This is a genomic window from Streptococcus mitis (assembly GCF_003942695.1).
GTDB classification, from domain to species: Bacteria; Bacillota; Bacilli; order Lactobacillales; family Streptococcaceae; genus Streptococcus; species Streptococcus mitis_BD.
Genome location: NZ_RJNU01000007.1, coordinates 46,207 through 61,798 on the forward strand (window position 1 = coordinate 46,207; position 15,592 = coordinate 61,798).

At 41.2% G+C, this 15,592-nt stretch carries 9 protein-coding genes; 8 read left to right on the plus strand and 1 reads right to left on the minus strand.

The window, feature by feature from the left end:
- Positions 1-2 precede the first annotated feature (2 nt).
- From D8852_RS06515 to manA, 5 genes are all read left to right on the plus strand, one after another.
- Positions 3-2,246, plus strand: coding sequence for a heavy metal translocating P-type ATPase (locus tag D8852_RS06515; protein WP_000136328.1), 2,244 nt, complete (start codon positions 3-5; stop codon positions 2,244-2,246).
- 213 nt (positions 2,247-2,459) lie between these two features.
- Positions 2,460-4,235 carry a pyruvate oxidase gene (gene spxB, locus D8852_RS06520; protein WP_000191810.1) on the plus strand — a complete coding sequence of 592 codons (1,776 nt, stop codon included), beginning with the start codon at positions 2,460-2,462 and terminating at the stop codon, positions 4,233-4,235.
- A 110-nt stretch (positions 4,236-4,345) separates the two neighbouring features.
- Positions 4,346-4,693: a VOC family protein gene (locus D8852_RS06525; protein ID WP_125425064.1), complete on the plus strand. Its 348-nt coding sequence runs from the start codon at positions 4,346-4,348 to the stop codon at positions 4,691-4,693.
- Positions 4,694-4,904: 211 nt separating this feature from the next.
- Positions 4,905-5,165: a SemiSWEET family transporter gene (locus D8852_RS06530; RefSeq protein ID WP_001291476.1), complete on the plus strand. Its 261-nt coding sequence runs from the start codon at positions 4,905-4,907 to the stop codon at positions 5,163-5,165.
- A gap of 251 nt (positions 5,166-5,416) precedes the next feature.
- Positions 5,417-6,361 carry a mannose-6-phosphate isomerase, class I gene (manA, locus tag D8852_RS06535; protein ID WP_045611953.1) on the plus strand — a complete coding sequence of 315 codons (945 nt, stop codon included), beginning with the start codon at positions 5,417-5,419 and terminating at the stop codon, positions 6,359-6,361.
- 40 nt (positions 6,362-6,401) lie between these two features.
- Here the strand turns inward: manA and D8852_RS06540 are convergent, their stop codons facing one another.
- Complete coding sequence (locus D8852_RS06540; RefSeq protein WP_125425065.1) at positions 6,402-7,742, minus strand: sodium-dependent transporter; 1,341 nt, start codon at positions 7,740-7,742, stop codon at positions 6,402-6,404.
- Between the two features lie 251 nt (positions 7,743-7,993).
- On the opposite strand from D8852_RS06540, the gene D8852_RS06545 reads away from it, so the two are divergent.
- The 3 genes from D8852_RS06545 to D8852_RS06555 all read left to right on the plus strand — a co-directional run bounded on the left by D8852_RS06545 (position 7,994) and on the right by D8852_RS06555 (position 15,546).
- The gene (locus tag D8852_RS06545) at positions 7,994-8,734 is read left to right on the plus strand and encodes a MerR family transcriptional regulator (protein ID WP_125425066.1); all 741 of its coding nucleotides are present in this window, start codon (positions 7,994-7,996) and stop codon (positions 8,732-8,734) included.
- Between the two features lie 243 nt (positions 8,735-8,977).
- Positions 8,978-9,541, plus strand: coding sequence for a TIGR01440 family protein (locus D8852_RS06550; protein ID WP_125425067.1), 564 nt, complete (start codon positions 8,978-8,980; stop codon positions 9,539-9,541).
- Positions 9,542-9,543: 2 nt separating this feature from the next.
- Positions 9,544-15,546 carry a ZmpA/ZmpB/ZmpC family metallo-endopeptidase gene (locus tag D8852_RS06555; RefSeq protein WP_125425068.1) on the plus strand — a complete coding sequence of 2,001 codons (6,003 nt, stop codon included), beginning with the start codon at positions 9,544-9,546 and terminating at the stop codon, positions 15,544-15,546.
- Positions 15,547-15,592: the final 46 nt, after the last annotated feature.

A 15,592-nucleotide genomic window follows, 5' to 3' on the forward strand; every position in this document is an offset into this window, starting at 1 on the left:
ATATGACTGAAATTGTAAAAGCAAGTCTTGAAAATGGTGTTCAAAAAATCCGTATCATGGCAGACAAAGGCTATCATCCAGCCCATATCCAGCTTCAAAAAGGGATTCCAGCTGAGATTACCTTTCATCGAGCAACTCCTTCAAACTGTTACAAGGAAATTCTGTTTGAAGAAGAAGGCATTTTGGAACCAATCGGCGTAGATGAGGAGAAAGTCATTCGTTTTACACCTCAAGAATTAGGTCAACATGAATTTTCTTGTGGTATGAAGATGCAAAAGGGGAGTTATACCGTAGTTGAGAAGACTCGAAAATCTCTATCACTTTTACAGCGTTTTTGGATTACTAGTATCTTTACTGTGCCTCTTGTGATTCTCATGATTGGTATGTCGACAGGAGGAATTAGTCACCAAGTCATGCGTTGGGGAACCTTTTTAGCCACAACACCGATTATGCTAGTAGCAGGTGGTCCTTATATCCAAAGTGCTTGGGCTAGTTTTAAAAAGCACAATGCCAACATGGATACCTTGGTTGCTCTGGGAACCCTAGTGGCCTATTTCTATAGCTTAGTTGCCCTCTTCGCTGGTCTCCCCGTTTACTTTGAAAGTGCTGCATTTATCTTCTTCTTCGTTCTTATGGGAGCCGTTTTTGAGGAGAAAATGCGGAAAAATACTTCCCAAGCTGTGGAGAAATTACTTGACTTGCAGGCTAAAACTGCAGAAGTCTTGCGTGAGGATAACTATGTTCAAGTCCCCTTGGAGCAAGTCAAGGTAGGTGACCTGATTCGAGTGCGTCCCGGTGAAAAGATTGCGGTTGATGGTATCGTAGTGGAAGGTGTCTCTAGTATTGATGAGTCTATGGTGACAGGTGAGAGTCTGCCTGTGGACAAGACAGTTGGAGATACCGTCATTGGTTCAACCATCAATAATAGTGGAACACTTGTTTTTAGAGCAGAAAAAGTTGGTTCAGAGACTGTTTTGGCTCAGATTGTGGATTTTGTGAAGAAAGCTCAGACAAGTCGTGCGCCGATTCAGGACTTGACGGATAAAATTTCAGGGATTTTTGTCCCAGCAGTTGTCATTTTAGGGATTGTGACCTTTTGGGTTTGGTTCGTCTTGCTCAGGGATAGTGTAGTTGTGCTTGGAGCGAGCTTTGTGTCTTCGCTTCTCTATGGAGTAGCAGTTCTGATTATTGCCTGCCCTTGTGCATTGGGACTTGCAACACCGACAGCCCTTATGGTGGGGACAGGTCGCAGTGCCAAGATGGGAGTTCTCCTCAAAAATGGAACGGTTCTACAGGAAATCCAGAAAGTCCAAACTATTGTTTTTGATAAGACAGGAACTTTGACGGAAGGGAAACCTGTGGTCACAGATATCATCGGCGACGAAGTAGAAGTGCTTGGATTGGCAGCTTCCTTGGAAGAAGCTTCTCAACACCCACTGGCTGAGGCCATTGTCAAGCGAGCGACTGAAACTGGACTTGAGCTTCACACTGTGGAAAATTTCCAAGCCTTGCACGGAAAAGGTGTTTCAGGGCAAATCAATGGAAAACAAGTTTTGCTTGGAAATGCTAAAATGCTGGATGGCATGGATATTTCTAGCATTTATCAAGAAAAACTAGAAGAACTAGAAAAAGAAGCTAAGACAGTTGTGTTCTTGGCTGTTGACAATGAAATCAAAGGCTTGCTTGCTCTGCAAGATATTCCTAAGGAAAATGCTAAGCTTGCCATCAGTCAGTTGAAAAAACGAGGTCTTAAAACAGTCATGCTGACAGGGGATAATGCTGGCGTGGCGCGTGCTATTGCCGATCAGATTGGAATCGAAGAGGTCATTGCAGGTGTCTTGCCAGAAGAAAAAGCCCATGAAATCCATAAACTACAATCAGCTGGAAAAGTAGCCTTTGTTGGTGATGGTATCAATGACGCTCCTGCCCTCAGTGTAGCAGATGTGGGGATTGCTATGGGAGCTGGAACAGATATTGCCATCGAGTCAGCAGATTTGGTGTTGACAACTAATAACCTCCTAGGAGTGGTTCGTGCCTTTGACATGAGCAAGAAAACCTTCAATCGAATTCTGCTCAACCTCTTTTGGGCCTTTATCTACAATGTCGCCGGAATTCCGATTGCAGCTGGTGTCTTTTCAGGGATTGGTCTGGTGCTCAATCCAGAACTGGCAGGTCTTGCTATGGCCTTTAGTTCTGTATCTGTTTTGACCAGTTCACTCATGCTAAACTTTAGTAAAATAGACTAAAAGCGAGCTTGCTCGCTTTTTTATTATAAAACAGTTTTCTGAAGCGTTTTCAATCTGTGCTGTAATAGAGAATGCAAACTTCTGAGCACATTCTTAGGATACTCAAAGTAAATGTGGTAAATTAGGATTGTAAATTTACTGAATCGCTTTCAAACAACATATAAAAGCGCTTTTTGTAAATGTATGAAATTATTTTGAAGGAGAGTTATCATTATGACTCAAGGGAAAATTACTGCATCTGCAGCAATGCTCAACGTATTGAAGACATGGGGCGTAGATACTATCTACGGTATCCCATCAGGAACACTCAGCTCATTGATGGACGCTTTGGCTGAAGACAAAGATATCCGCTTCTTGCAAGTTCGCCACGAAGAAACAGGTGCTCTTGCAGCGGTCATGCAAGCTAAATTCGGCGGCTCAATCGGGGTTGCAGTTGGTTCAGGTGGTCCAGGTGCGACTCACTTGATTAACGGTGTTTACGATGCAGCTATGGATAACACTCCATTCCTTGCTATCCTTGGATCACGTCCAGTTAACGAATTGAACATGGATGCCTTCCAAGAATTGAACCAAAACCCAATGTACAACGGTATCGCTGTTTACAACAAACGTGTCGCTTACGCTGAGCAATTGCCAAAAGTAATCGACGAAGCTTGCCGTGCTGCAGTTTCTAAAAAAGGTCCAGCTGTTGTTGAAATCCCAGTAAACTTCGGTTTCCAAGAAATTGACGAAAACTCATACTACGGTTCAGGTTCATACGAGCGTTCATTCATCGCTCCTGCCTTGAACGAAGTTGAAATCGACAAAGCGGTTGAAATCTTGAACAATGCTGAACGTCCAGTTATTTACGCTGGTTACGGTGGTGTTAAAGCTGGTGAAGTGATTACAGAATTGTCACGTAAAATCAAAGCACCAATCATCACAACTGGTAAAAACTTTGAAGCCTTTGAATGGAACTACGAAGGTTTGACAGGTTCTGCTTACCGTGTTGGTTGGAAACCAGCCAACGAAGTGGTCTTTGAAGCAGACACTGTTCTTTTCCTTGGATCAAACTTCCCATTTGCTGAAGTTTACGAAGCCTTCAAGAACACTGAAAAATTCATCCAAGTCGATATCGACCCATACAAACTTGGTAAACGCCATGCCCTTGACGCTTCTATCCTTGGTGATGCAGGTCAAGCAGCGAAAGCCATCCTTGACAAAGTAAACCCAGTAGAATCTACTCCATGGTGGCGTGCAAACGTTAAGAATAACCAAAACTGGCGTGATTACATGAACAAACTTGAAGGTAAAACTGAGGGTGAATTGCAATTGTACCAAGTTTACAATGCAATCAACAAACATGCTGATCAAGACGCTATCTACTCAATCGACGTAGGTGACACTACTCAAACATCTACTCGTCACCTTCACATGACACCTAAGAACATGTGGCGTACATCTCCACTCTTTGCGACAATGGGTATTGCCCTTCCTGGTGGTATCGCTGCTAAGAAAGACAATCCAGATCGCCAAGTATGGAACATCATGGGTGACGGTGCATTCAACATGTGCTACCCAGACGTTATCACAAACGTTCAATACGACCTTCCAGTTATCAACGTTGTCTTCTCAAATGGTAAATATGCCTTCATCAAGGACAAATACGAAGACACAAACAAACACTTGTTTGGTTGTGACTTCCCTAACGCGGACTACGCGAAAATCGCTGAAGCTCAAGGAGCTGTTGGATTTACAGTTGACCGTATCGAAGATATCGATGCAGTTGTTGCAGAAGCTGTTAAATTGAACAAAGAAGGTAAAACTGTTGTGATCGATGCTCGCATTACTCAACACCGTCCACTTCCAGTAGAAGTACTTGAGTTGGATCCAAAACAACACTCAGAAGAAGCAATCAAAGCCTTCAAGGAAAAATACGAAGCAGAAGAACTCGTACCATTCCGCCTCTTCTTGGAAGAAGAAGGATTGCAATCACGCGCAATCAAATAATTCCTCTCATCGAAAATCAAATGTAAACGTTGTAGATTTTATTCTTTGATTTTCTTAGAGTAGAACTTGAAAAGATCGGAGCAATCCGGTCTTTTTATGGAGGATAGTAAATGAATTTAAATCAATTAGATATCATCGTTTCAGATGTTCCCCAAGTCTGTGCTGACCTGGAGCGTATTTTGGATAAAACGTCCGATTATGTTGATGACAGTTTTGCTCAGTTTACGATTGGCAGTCACTGTCTCATGTTGTCTCAAAATCATTTGGTTTCTTTGGAAAACTTTCAGTCAGGAATCATTCTTCACATCGAGGTTGAGGATCTAAATCAGAACTACCAACGATTGAAAGAAATTGGTGTCGAGATTTTACACGGTCCTTGTGAAACGGATTGGGGAACGGAATCGCTACTAGTTAAAGGCCCTGCTGGCCTAGTGATTGACTTTTATCGTATGAAATAGGTAATTCTATTATCAAATTTTTTATCTAAAAATTTAAACATTCTTAGAGCGGAACTTGAAAAGATCGGAGCAATCCGGTCTTTTTCTGTTTACTCTTTCTTATCACAAGATTGTGATAGTTTACATCTTCATAACAAAAGCTTCAAAGTCTTGATTGTTTTGAAGAAAGATTATAAAATATGATTCATAAAAAATGAAAGAGGTTTTGAAAATGTCTGAAAAACAAATGAAAGTTTTGGGCTGGGTAGCGACCTTCATGTCTGTTATGATGTACGTGTCTTACTTCCCACAAATTATGAACAACCTGGCTGGTCAAAAAGGGAACTTTATCCAGCCCTTGGTTGCAGCCATTAACTGTAGTCTTTGGGTTTATTACGGCTTGTTCAAAAAGGAAAGAGATATCCCCCTTGCGGCTGCTAATGCGCCAGGTATCGTTTTTGGCCTAGTGACGGCTATCACGGCTTTGATTTAAAAGGAGACTGGTTTCAGTCTGTTTTCTAGCAAAGTATAGTCTTAAGTGAAAATTTTATGGTGAGTTGAGGAAAACAGCCTATTGACAGCGAGCTTTCTGAGTGTTGCTTTAGAGGTTCCTCCATCAAGTAAAAGATTATTTCGTTACTATTTTTATAAAATCTTCTCCCTACTTTATAAGATGTGAAAAAGAGTTCAATTAGATCGAGCTTTTTGCTATAATGAGGGGAGAAAAACAGACAGGAGAATAAGATGTCAGAACCATTATTTTTACAATCAGTTATGCAAGAAAAAATCTGGGGCGGAACCAAGCTACGTGATGAGTTTGGCTACGACATCCCAAGTGAAAAAATTGGCGAATACTGGGCTATCTCAGCCCACCCAAATGGTGTTTCCAAGGTAGCAAATGGTCGTTTTGAGGGAACAGACCTAGCTACTTTGTATGCGGAACACCGTGAATTATTTGGTAACCGTCCAGAGCCTGTATTTCCACTCTTGACCAAGATTCTCGATGCCAACGACTGGCTCAGTGTTCAAGTTCATCCAGACGATGCTTACGGACTCGAGCATGAAGGCGAACTTGGAAAAACAGAATGCTGGTACATCATCGCTGCGGATGAAGGTTCAGAGATTATCTATGGTCACAATGCCAAGTCAAAAGAAGAACTCCGCCAGCAAATTGAGGACAAGAACTGGGATGCCTTGCTTACCAAAGTACCTGTTAAGGCTGGAGATTTCTTCTATGTTCCAAGTGGCACCATGCATGCTATCGGAGCAGGCATCTTGATTCTTGAAACCCAGCAGTCTAGTGACACCACCTATCGTGTCTATGACTTTGACCGTAAGGATGATAATGGTAACTTGCGTGAACTTCACCTTGAAAAATCCATTGATGTCTTGAACATTGGTGAGCCTGCAAATAGCCGTCCTGTAACTGTTAAAGCAGATGATTTGCGTTCCACTCTCCTTGTATCCAATGATTTCTTTGCAGTTTACAAGTGGGAAATTACTGGAAAAGTTGACTTCGAAAAGACAGCTGACTACAGCTTATTCAGTGTCTTAGCTGGTCAAGGTCAGCTTACTGTTGACGGGAAAAACTATCCAATTCAAAAAGGTAGCCACTTTATCCTACCAAGTGATGTAGAAGCTTGGACCTTGGAAGGACAAGATTTGGAATTGATTGTTAGCCATCCATAAAAAAGAAAGGGCTTGAGTTTATTACTCAAGTCCTTTTTGATTACATAAATTGGGCGATGAAAACCACGATGATGATGATTGGAATGATGAAACGAAGAAGGAAGAGCCAGACTTGGAACAGTCCCTGTTTCCATGCTGTTTCATCGAGATGGAGTTCCTCCATTGCAAGAGCCTTTTTAAAGATATAGCCTGTAAAGAGTGAAAGGCAGAGAGCTCCAAATGGCATAAGGAGATTGGAAACCAAGAAGTCCATAGCGTCAAAGAAGGTCTTCCCAAAGATGTGAACATCCGCCATGACACCGTAAGATAGGGCTGAAGGAATTCCAAAGACAAAGGTCAAGATTCCTAAAATGGCACTCCATTTGGCACGTTTGCTGTTGTCCTGATTGGTGATATTGCCCACATTGATTTCCAGCATAACGACAGAAGAAGTGACTGTCGCAAAGAGGAAGAGCAAGAGGAAGAGGATGTAGAAAATGGTTCCAAAAGGCATCTTGTCAAAGAGTTGAGGCAAGACGATAAAGAGCAGGCTCGGTCCTCCTTCAGACTGGATATTGAAGGCTGACATGGCTGGGAAAATGGCTAGTCCCGCCATGATGGATACCGAGATGTTCATGGCTACGATGGAAATCCCTGACTGGACCAGATTGGTTTTCTTGTCCAAGTAGGAAGCATAGGTCAGCATGGCTGTCACCCCTAGTGAGAGGGCAAAGAAAGATTGTCCCAGAGCGTAGAGAAGGCCAGCGCTAGTTAGTTTTGAAAAGTCTGGTTTGAGAAAGTAGAGAACCCCTTCCATGGCGTTTGGCAAGCTGAGAGAGCGCCCAATGATCACGACAAAGATGATAAAGAGCAGGGGCATCATGACTTTCGAGGCTCTTTCAATCCCTTTTTGAACCCCGCGTGATACAATAAAGATATTCAATAAGATAAAGGCTGCTTGAGCTCCTAGGGCAATGGCTGGATTTGAAATGATTGAAGTAAATAACTGAGCATAATCACCCGTTCCGCCAAGTTGGAACAATTTCCCAAACTCAATGCCCAAATAGACTAGAATCCAACCTCCAATAACACTGTAAAAGGAGAGAAGGATAAAGAGGGCAAAGGCACCAATCCAACCGATAAAGTTGTACTTGTTATTCTTGCCCAGTTTTCCAAAGGTTTTGATAGCGGAAACGCCAGCACTACGGCCAAGGGCAAATTCAGCAAGCAGGAGCGGGAAACCGATTAAAATGGTAGAAATGAGAAAGACCAGTAAAAAGCCTCCACCGCCATTAGCAGCAGTCATGTAGGGGAACTTCCAAACGGCACCAAGTCCGATGGCTGAACCAGCAGATGCTAGGATAAAGCCCAGTTTCGATCCCCATTGCGATTTTTCTGACATAGTTGAAACTCCAATCTTGTTTTTTAAAATAAGAAAAGGCTACTTGAGTTGTCAAATAGCCCTCTCTCAATGGCTCTCTATGAGCCTTCTGTTTGATTGATAGACTTGACTATCCTATCATGTTTTCTAAGGTCTGTCAAGAAAACCATTTTCAAGTTTTCACACCTTTCTCAAAAAGTTAAAAATGTTCGCAAAAACGCTTGACTCTGACCTAAGGGGAGGGGATATACTATGATTGTAAGGAGGAAATCATGTACCATATAAAAGAAGCTGCGCAGCTTTCGGGCGTATCAGTCAAGACTCTACACCACTATGACAAGATAGGACTCTTGGTTCCGTTAAAGTCGGAAAACGGCTATCGAATCTACAGTCAGGAGGATTTGGAACGACTTCAGGTTATTCTTTACTACAAATATCTAGGATTTTCTTTAGAAAAAATAGCAGAGCTGTTAAAGGAAGAAAGGACAGATTTATTGCCCCATTTGACCAGGCAGTTGGACTATTTGACTCGAGAAAGGCAACATCTGGATACTTTGATTTCCACCTTGCAAAAAACCATTCAAGAACAAAAAGGAGAAAGAAAAATGACGATTGAGGAAAAATTCACTGGATTTAGCTATCAAGACAATCAAAAATACCACCAAGAGGCGGTAGAGAAATATGGTCAAGAAGTCATGGGACAAGCGCTTGAACGCCAAAAAGGTCGCGAAGACGAGGCCACAGCCGCCTTCAACCAAGTTTTTCAAGCCTTGGCACAAAACCTTCAAGCTGGTCTGCCTGAAACAGCCGCCGAAAATCAAGAAGAGGCAGCTAAGCTCTTGCAAGCCATTCGTACTTATGGATTTGACTGCCCTATTGAAGTCTTCGGTCATATCGGTAAAGGATACGTCTACAATCCAGAGTTTAAGGAAAACATTGACAAATTTGGACCTGGAACAGCCCAGTACACATCAGATGTCATTGCACACTATGTTCAAACTCAGATAACATAAGCATCGCTGGAGATTTGTCCTGATCCGCTAAAAAAGCTAAATCTTCTATTTAACTTTTTTAGGGGACAGGTCATTTTAGTTGTTATCTTTTTGAAAAGCATCCTGGTCCCAGACTCTTTACTTTGTTACTAAAAGAAAATTCATTTTTAAAGTTTTTGCATTGTCAACTCTGAGTGATTAGTTCGCCTTGATAAAATCAGTAAAAAAAGATATGATAGTAGGAGAAAAATGAGGTTAAGAGTGATGGACAAAAGTAGAATTAAAACAGAAACACAGCAGGTAATTGAAGATGTTTTGGAAAAGGCTGGATTGCGTGAAGGAAGCCTCTTTGTCCTAGGTTTATCCTCTAGCGAAGTTTTAGGCGGCCATATAGGCAAAGAATCAAGCCAAGAAATTGGCGAAATCATTGTGAAAACCATCCTAGATATCCTAGAGGAAAAAGGAATTCACCTAGCTGTTCAAGGCTGTGAACACGTCAATCGGGCCCTGGTCGTTGAACGTCAGGTGGCAGAGCAGTTTGGTCTGGAAATCGTCAGTGTCCTTCCGACTCTTCATGCAGGCGGTTCGGGTCAGTTAGCTGCATTTAAGTTTATGAAAGACCCTGTTGAGGTGGAGTTCATCACGGCTCATGCGGGAATTGATATCGGAGATACCGCAATTGGTATGCATGTCAAGCATGTGCAGGTTCCGATTCGACCAGTTTTGCGTGAGATTGGCCATGCCCATGTAACGGCTCTCGCTAGTCGTCCCAAACTCATCGGGGGTGCGCGTGCGCGGTATCCACAAGATTTTATTAGAAAGATATGAGAATGAAAAAAAGAGAAGAACAGTTTCAAAAAAACCTAAAGTATTCTATTCGTAAATTGACTGTTGGAGTTGGTCCTGTAGCAATCGGGGCCTTTCTTGTTGGTGCCAGCTTGTTATTAACTGGTAAAGTCCAAGCAGATGAATTAGCTGAAGTGAATTCAGTCCATTATCGATATTTGACGGAGCAAGAATTAACCGAATCTGAAAAAGCCTTGATTCATCATGAAGTTCCTACAGAATTTCATGATGAAGATATTATTTATGTGGTTTATCGCAAGAAAGCAACTAACAGTCAACAACTTCCCTATACAGGAAGTAAAGAATTTGCTTTAGCAGGTTTTGGTCTTGCAACAGCATCTTTAGCTGTTTTTTTGGTGTCTAAAAAACAGCGTCAGAAAGTTCTTGGAGTGCTTTTGATTGGTTCTCTTGGTGTCAGCAACTTCATTCCTTTTGCTACTTTTGCCTTTGAGAATAAAGAATTACTTGCTTACAATCAAACGATCTCGGCCGCCTCAAATGAAGAACTAGCAAAAGGTGTGATCGATATTGGAGGATATGAGTATATTGGTTATTTTAAAGGAACTGATACAAAAGTAGCTAGTTTTTCTAAAAAAGGGAAATCTCTAGTCCAAGACAATGCCCCAGATTATACTGGGAAACTTGAAAGTAAAGGTACCCAAGAAGTAGGTAAAGAAGGCCAATCTCTAATTCAAGATAGTTTGCCAACGTATACTGAAAAACTTGAAAGCAAGGGCACTCAAGAAGTAGGTAAAGAAGGCGAGTCCCTTGTCCAAGATAGTTTGCCAGCCTATACTGAAAAGCTTGAAAGTAAGGGCACTCAAGAAGTAGGTAAAGAAGGTGAGTCCCTTGTCCAAGATAGTTTGCCAGCCTATACTGGAAAACTTGAAAGCAAAGGTACTCAGGAAACTGGTCAAGAAGGCGATTCCCTTGTCCAAGATAGTTTGCCAGCCTATACTGAAAAACTTGAAAGTAAGGGTACCCAAGAAGAAGGCAAAGAGGGCGATTCCCTTGTCCAAGATAGTTTGCCAGCCTATACTGGAAAACTTGAAAGCAAGGGCACTCAAGAAGTAGGTAAAGAAGGCGATTCCCTTGTCCAAGATAGTTTGCCAGCCTATACTGAAAAGCTTGAAAGCAAAGGTACACAAGAACCCGGCAAGGAAGGCGAGTCCCTTGTTCAAGAGCCTCATTCAGAATATACTGGAAAGATAGAAGCCAAAGGCACTCAGGAACCCGGTAAAGAAGGTCAATCTCTAATTCAAGATAGTTTGCCAGCCTATACTGAAAAGCTTGAAAGTAAAGGCACTCAGGAAACTGGTAAGGAAGGTGATTCCCTTATTCAAGAGGACCTTCCAGAATATACAGTAACTGAAGGAACAATTACTAAAGACACAATCGCAGAGATTGACTACCAGACGGAAATCATTGATGATCCTACAAAGTACACCGATGAAGAAACAGTGGTTCAAAACGGCGAAAAAGGGATCCAAGTTACCAAAACGACTTATAAAACTGTCGAAGGTGTTGAGACTGACCAAGTTTTAAATACAACAACCACTGTCATCAAAGAACCAGTCACTAAAAAAATAAGCCGCGGTACGAAACCAATAGAAGGCACTCTTGTAGAAGAAAGTCTTGAAAAAATTCCGTTTAAGGAGATAGTCGAAGAAGATGCGCAACTGAAAAAGGGCGATAAAGTTACGGTCCAAGAAGGAAAAGACGGTCAGAAAAAGGTTATCAGAACCTACAAGACCATCAAAGGAATCAAGACGCAGGAAGCGCCTGAAATTCTTGAACAGGTCATCGAGTTAGCCCAAGACCGTATTGTTAAACTAGGTACCAAAAACTTCGAAAAGCCAGTGTTGACTTTTTCAAGGGTTGATATTCAGGATTTGAAACGCTCATCTCAGATTCATTATAATCTGGAAAATCCAAGTAAGGCAGCGATTAAATCGATCACTTTAACTCTGAGAAAAGGCGACGAAGTCGTCAAAACCATGACGGTTTCACCAAATAACTTGACTGCAACTCTAACAGATTTGCAATATTACAAGGATTATAAATTCGAAACAAAAATGGTTTATGATCGTGGTGAAGGAAACGAGGAAGAAATTCTCAAAGAAGAACCACTGAGAATTGATTTAAAAAAGGTCGAAGTTAAAAATATAAAAGAAACAAGCCTCATAAGTGTTGACGACAATGGCGTGGAAACGGATAGTAGCTTCTTAACCTCTGTTCCAAGTGATGTAAGGCCTTACTATCTAAAGATTGCTACACGTGATAATAAGATGACGCGTCTTGCGATTGACAAAATTGAAGAAGTGACAGTCGATGGGAAAACGCTTTATAAGGTCACTGCCAAAGCGCCTGACCTCGTTCAGCATACGGATGGTAACCAGCTCAGTGAGGAATACGTCCATTATTTTGCCAAACCAAAAACTCATGAAGAGAATGTATACTATGACTTCAATGAACTTGTAAAAGCTATGCAGGCCAATCCATCTGGTGAATTTAAAATTGGTGCAGACTTGAATGCGGTCAATGTTCCTGCAGCTGGTAAATCATATGTAACGACGAAGTTCCGAGGCAAGCTATCAAGTGTAGACGGTCAACGATACACGATTCATAACTTGGAACGTCCACTATTAGGTGATACCGAAGGCGCCCACATCCATGACCTTAACCTTGGTAAGGTAAACATTCATATGCCATGGGCAAATAGAGTTGCTCCCTTGGCTGCTGTTGTAAAAAACACAACGATCAATAATGTGAAAGTAACGGGTACAGTTGTCGGAAATAATGACGTATCAGGTTTGATCAATAAAATTGATAATAACGGCAGATTAACAAATGTGGCATTCATTGGTAAGCTTCATGCTGGTGGGAATCAAGGCGCCTTTCTTGCTGGAATTGTTGGAGAAAACTGGAAAGGTTCTGTTGAGAAGGCCTATGTTGATGCACAAATAACAGGTAATAAAGCGAAAGTTGCGGGCATCGCCTATTGGTCACAAAATGGTGGGGACAACCATGCAGTTTATCGGGACGGAGCCATTAAAAAATCTGTAGCCAAAGGTACTATCGATGTGAGAGAACCGATTAGCGCGGGTGGTGTTGTAGGCAGTGCAAATGCCTTGGGCTCCGTTGAAGACACTGTTTCAATGATGAAAGTTAAAAATGGTGAGATTTTCTATGGCTCATCTGATATTGATGATGATCCTTATTGGACAGGTGATCGCTTAAACCGAAACTTTGTTGTTACTGGTGTGAGTGAAGGAAAATCTTCATATAGATATTCTAAACAACAGCATCGTATTAAGCCTATTTCGCAAGAAGAAGCAGACAAGAAAATTGCTGCTCTGGGAATCACAGCGCATGAGTATGAGATCAAAGAGCCTGTTGTAGATAAATTAAACCGTTTGACACAGCGTGAAGACGAGTACAAGGCCACTCAAGACTACAGATCTGACCGCGAACTTGCCTATCGCAATATTGAAAAATTACAACCATTCTATAATAAGGAGTGGATTGTCAATCAGGCTAATAAACTAGATGCTAGCTCAAACTTGGTGACCAAAGAAGTCCTTTCTGTTACTGGTTTGAAGAATGGACAGTTTGTAACAGACTTGTCAGCTATTGATCAGATCATGATTCACTATGCTGATGGTACCAAAGAAGAATTGGCCGTTACTGCCAAAGCTGACTCTAATGTAAAACAAGTCAAAGAGTACGAAGTGACCAATCAGGATATCGTTTATACGCCAAATATGCTAGTGAAAGATCGTGCTGATTTGATTGCAAAGTCAAAAGAAACATTATCCAGTGTGGAGTTGATTTCTCCTGAAGTGCGCGCTCTTATGGACAAGCGGAACAAACCGCAAGAAAACACGGATGAACGAAAAAATGGTTACATTCGCGATTTATTCTTAGAAGAAAGTTTTGATGAAGTAAAACAAAATCTTGGAAACTTGGTGAAACAAATTGTTGAAAATGAAGATCATCAACTAAATGATGATGAAGCAGCTCAACGTGCTTTCATTAAGAAAGTTGAAGACAATAAGGCCAACATTATGATGGGGCTTGCTTATTTGAACCAATACTATGACATTAAATATGATGGATTGTCAATCAAAGAGATTATGATGTTTAAACCAGATTTCTATGGTAAGAACGTGAATGTCTTAGATCGCTTGATCACTATCGGCTCAAAGGAGAACAATCTTAAGGGTGACCAATCCCAAGATGCGTATAGTCGAGTGATTGCAGGTGCTACAGGTAAAGGAAGCCTTCATGAGTTTCTAACATATAACATGAAATTGTTTACAAATGAAACCGATATGAATGTTTGGTTTAAAAAGGCGATTGAAAAGAATGCTTATGTGATAGAACAGCCATCATTGAACCCCGATTTTGCTCATAAGAAGTATCGTCTGTATGAAGGGATTAATAATGGCGTGCATGGTCGGATGATTCTGCCTCTATTAAACCTAAAGAACTCGCATCTCTTCATGATTTCGACCTATAATACCATTTCTTTCAGTGCTTTTGAAAAATATGGTAAGAATACTGAGGAGGATCGTGAAGCCTTCAAGAGTGAAATCAATAAGAGAGCAAAAGAGCAGGTGAACTACTTAGACTTTTGGTCAAAATTAGCTGCCGATAATGTACGTAATAAGCTCCTCAAGAGTGAAAATAGTGTTCCAACACCTGTTTGGGATAATCATGATGCGCCGGGTATCGGTTGGGCAAACCGATATGGTCACAAGGATGGGAAACCAGATTATGCTCCGATTCGAGAGTTTTTTGGACGGATCCATAAATATCATGGCTATCAGTATGGATATGGTGCTTACGCATATATCTTTGCCGCTCCAAATCAGCAAGATGCTGTCTACTTTGTTATGACAGAGTTGATAAGTGATTTTGGTACATCGGCCTTTACGCATGAAACGACTCACGTGAATGATCGTATGGCTTACTATGGCGGTTGGTATCATCGTGAAGGAACGGACTTAGAGTCCTTTGCGCAAGGTATGCTCCAGTCACCATCGTTGACAAATCCAAATGGTGAATACGGTGCCTTAGGTTTGAACATGGCTTATGAACGTCAGAATGATGGTAATCAAATCTACAATTATGATCCAAATAAGTTAAAGAACCGTGAAGAAATTGATCACTATATGAAGAACTATAACGAGGCTCTGATGATGCTGGACCATCTAGAAGCAGATGCAGTTATTGGAAAACACTTGGACGACAACAGCAAGTGGTTCAAGAAGATGGACCGAGAATGGCGTACGAACGCTGAGCGAAACAATCTGAAAGGCGAGCCACATCAATGGGATAAATTACGTGATTTAACGGATAATGAGAAGAAATTGACGATTATGAGCATTGATCAATTGGTTGATCATAACTTTGTTACAAAACATGGTATGCCAGGGAATGGACGTTATCGTTCGGAAGGTTTTGACAGTGCTTACCAAACCGTAAATATGATGTCGGGTATCTTTGGTGGTAATACTAGCAAGAGTACAGTTGGTTCGATTTCATTCAAACATAATGCTTTCCGTATGTGGGGATATTATGGTTATCTTAACGGATTTATTGGTTACGCTTCAAACAAATATAAGGCGGAAGCTAACAAGGAAAACAAAGGGTTGTTGGGTGATGACTTCATTATCAAGAAAGTCTCTAATGGTCAATTTGATACTCTTGAAGCATGGAAGAAACATTGGTATAAAGAAGTCTATGACAAAGCTCAAAACGGCTTCACTACAATCGAAATCAATGGCAGATCTATCTCTACTTATGCTGAGTTGAAGTCCTTATTTGATGAAGCTGTTCAAAAAGACATAGATAGCATGGAAAATCCAAATATTAAGAATCATTATAAAAATACTGAAGATCTTAAATGGAAGGTTTACAAACAGCTCCTTCAAAAATCAGATGGATTCTCTGGAGATTTATTCGCCAAAACATCGTTATAGAGTCGATATGACTAAAAAGGTGGATCAGCTTAAGCTGCATCTGCCT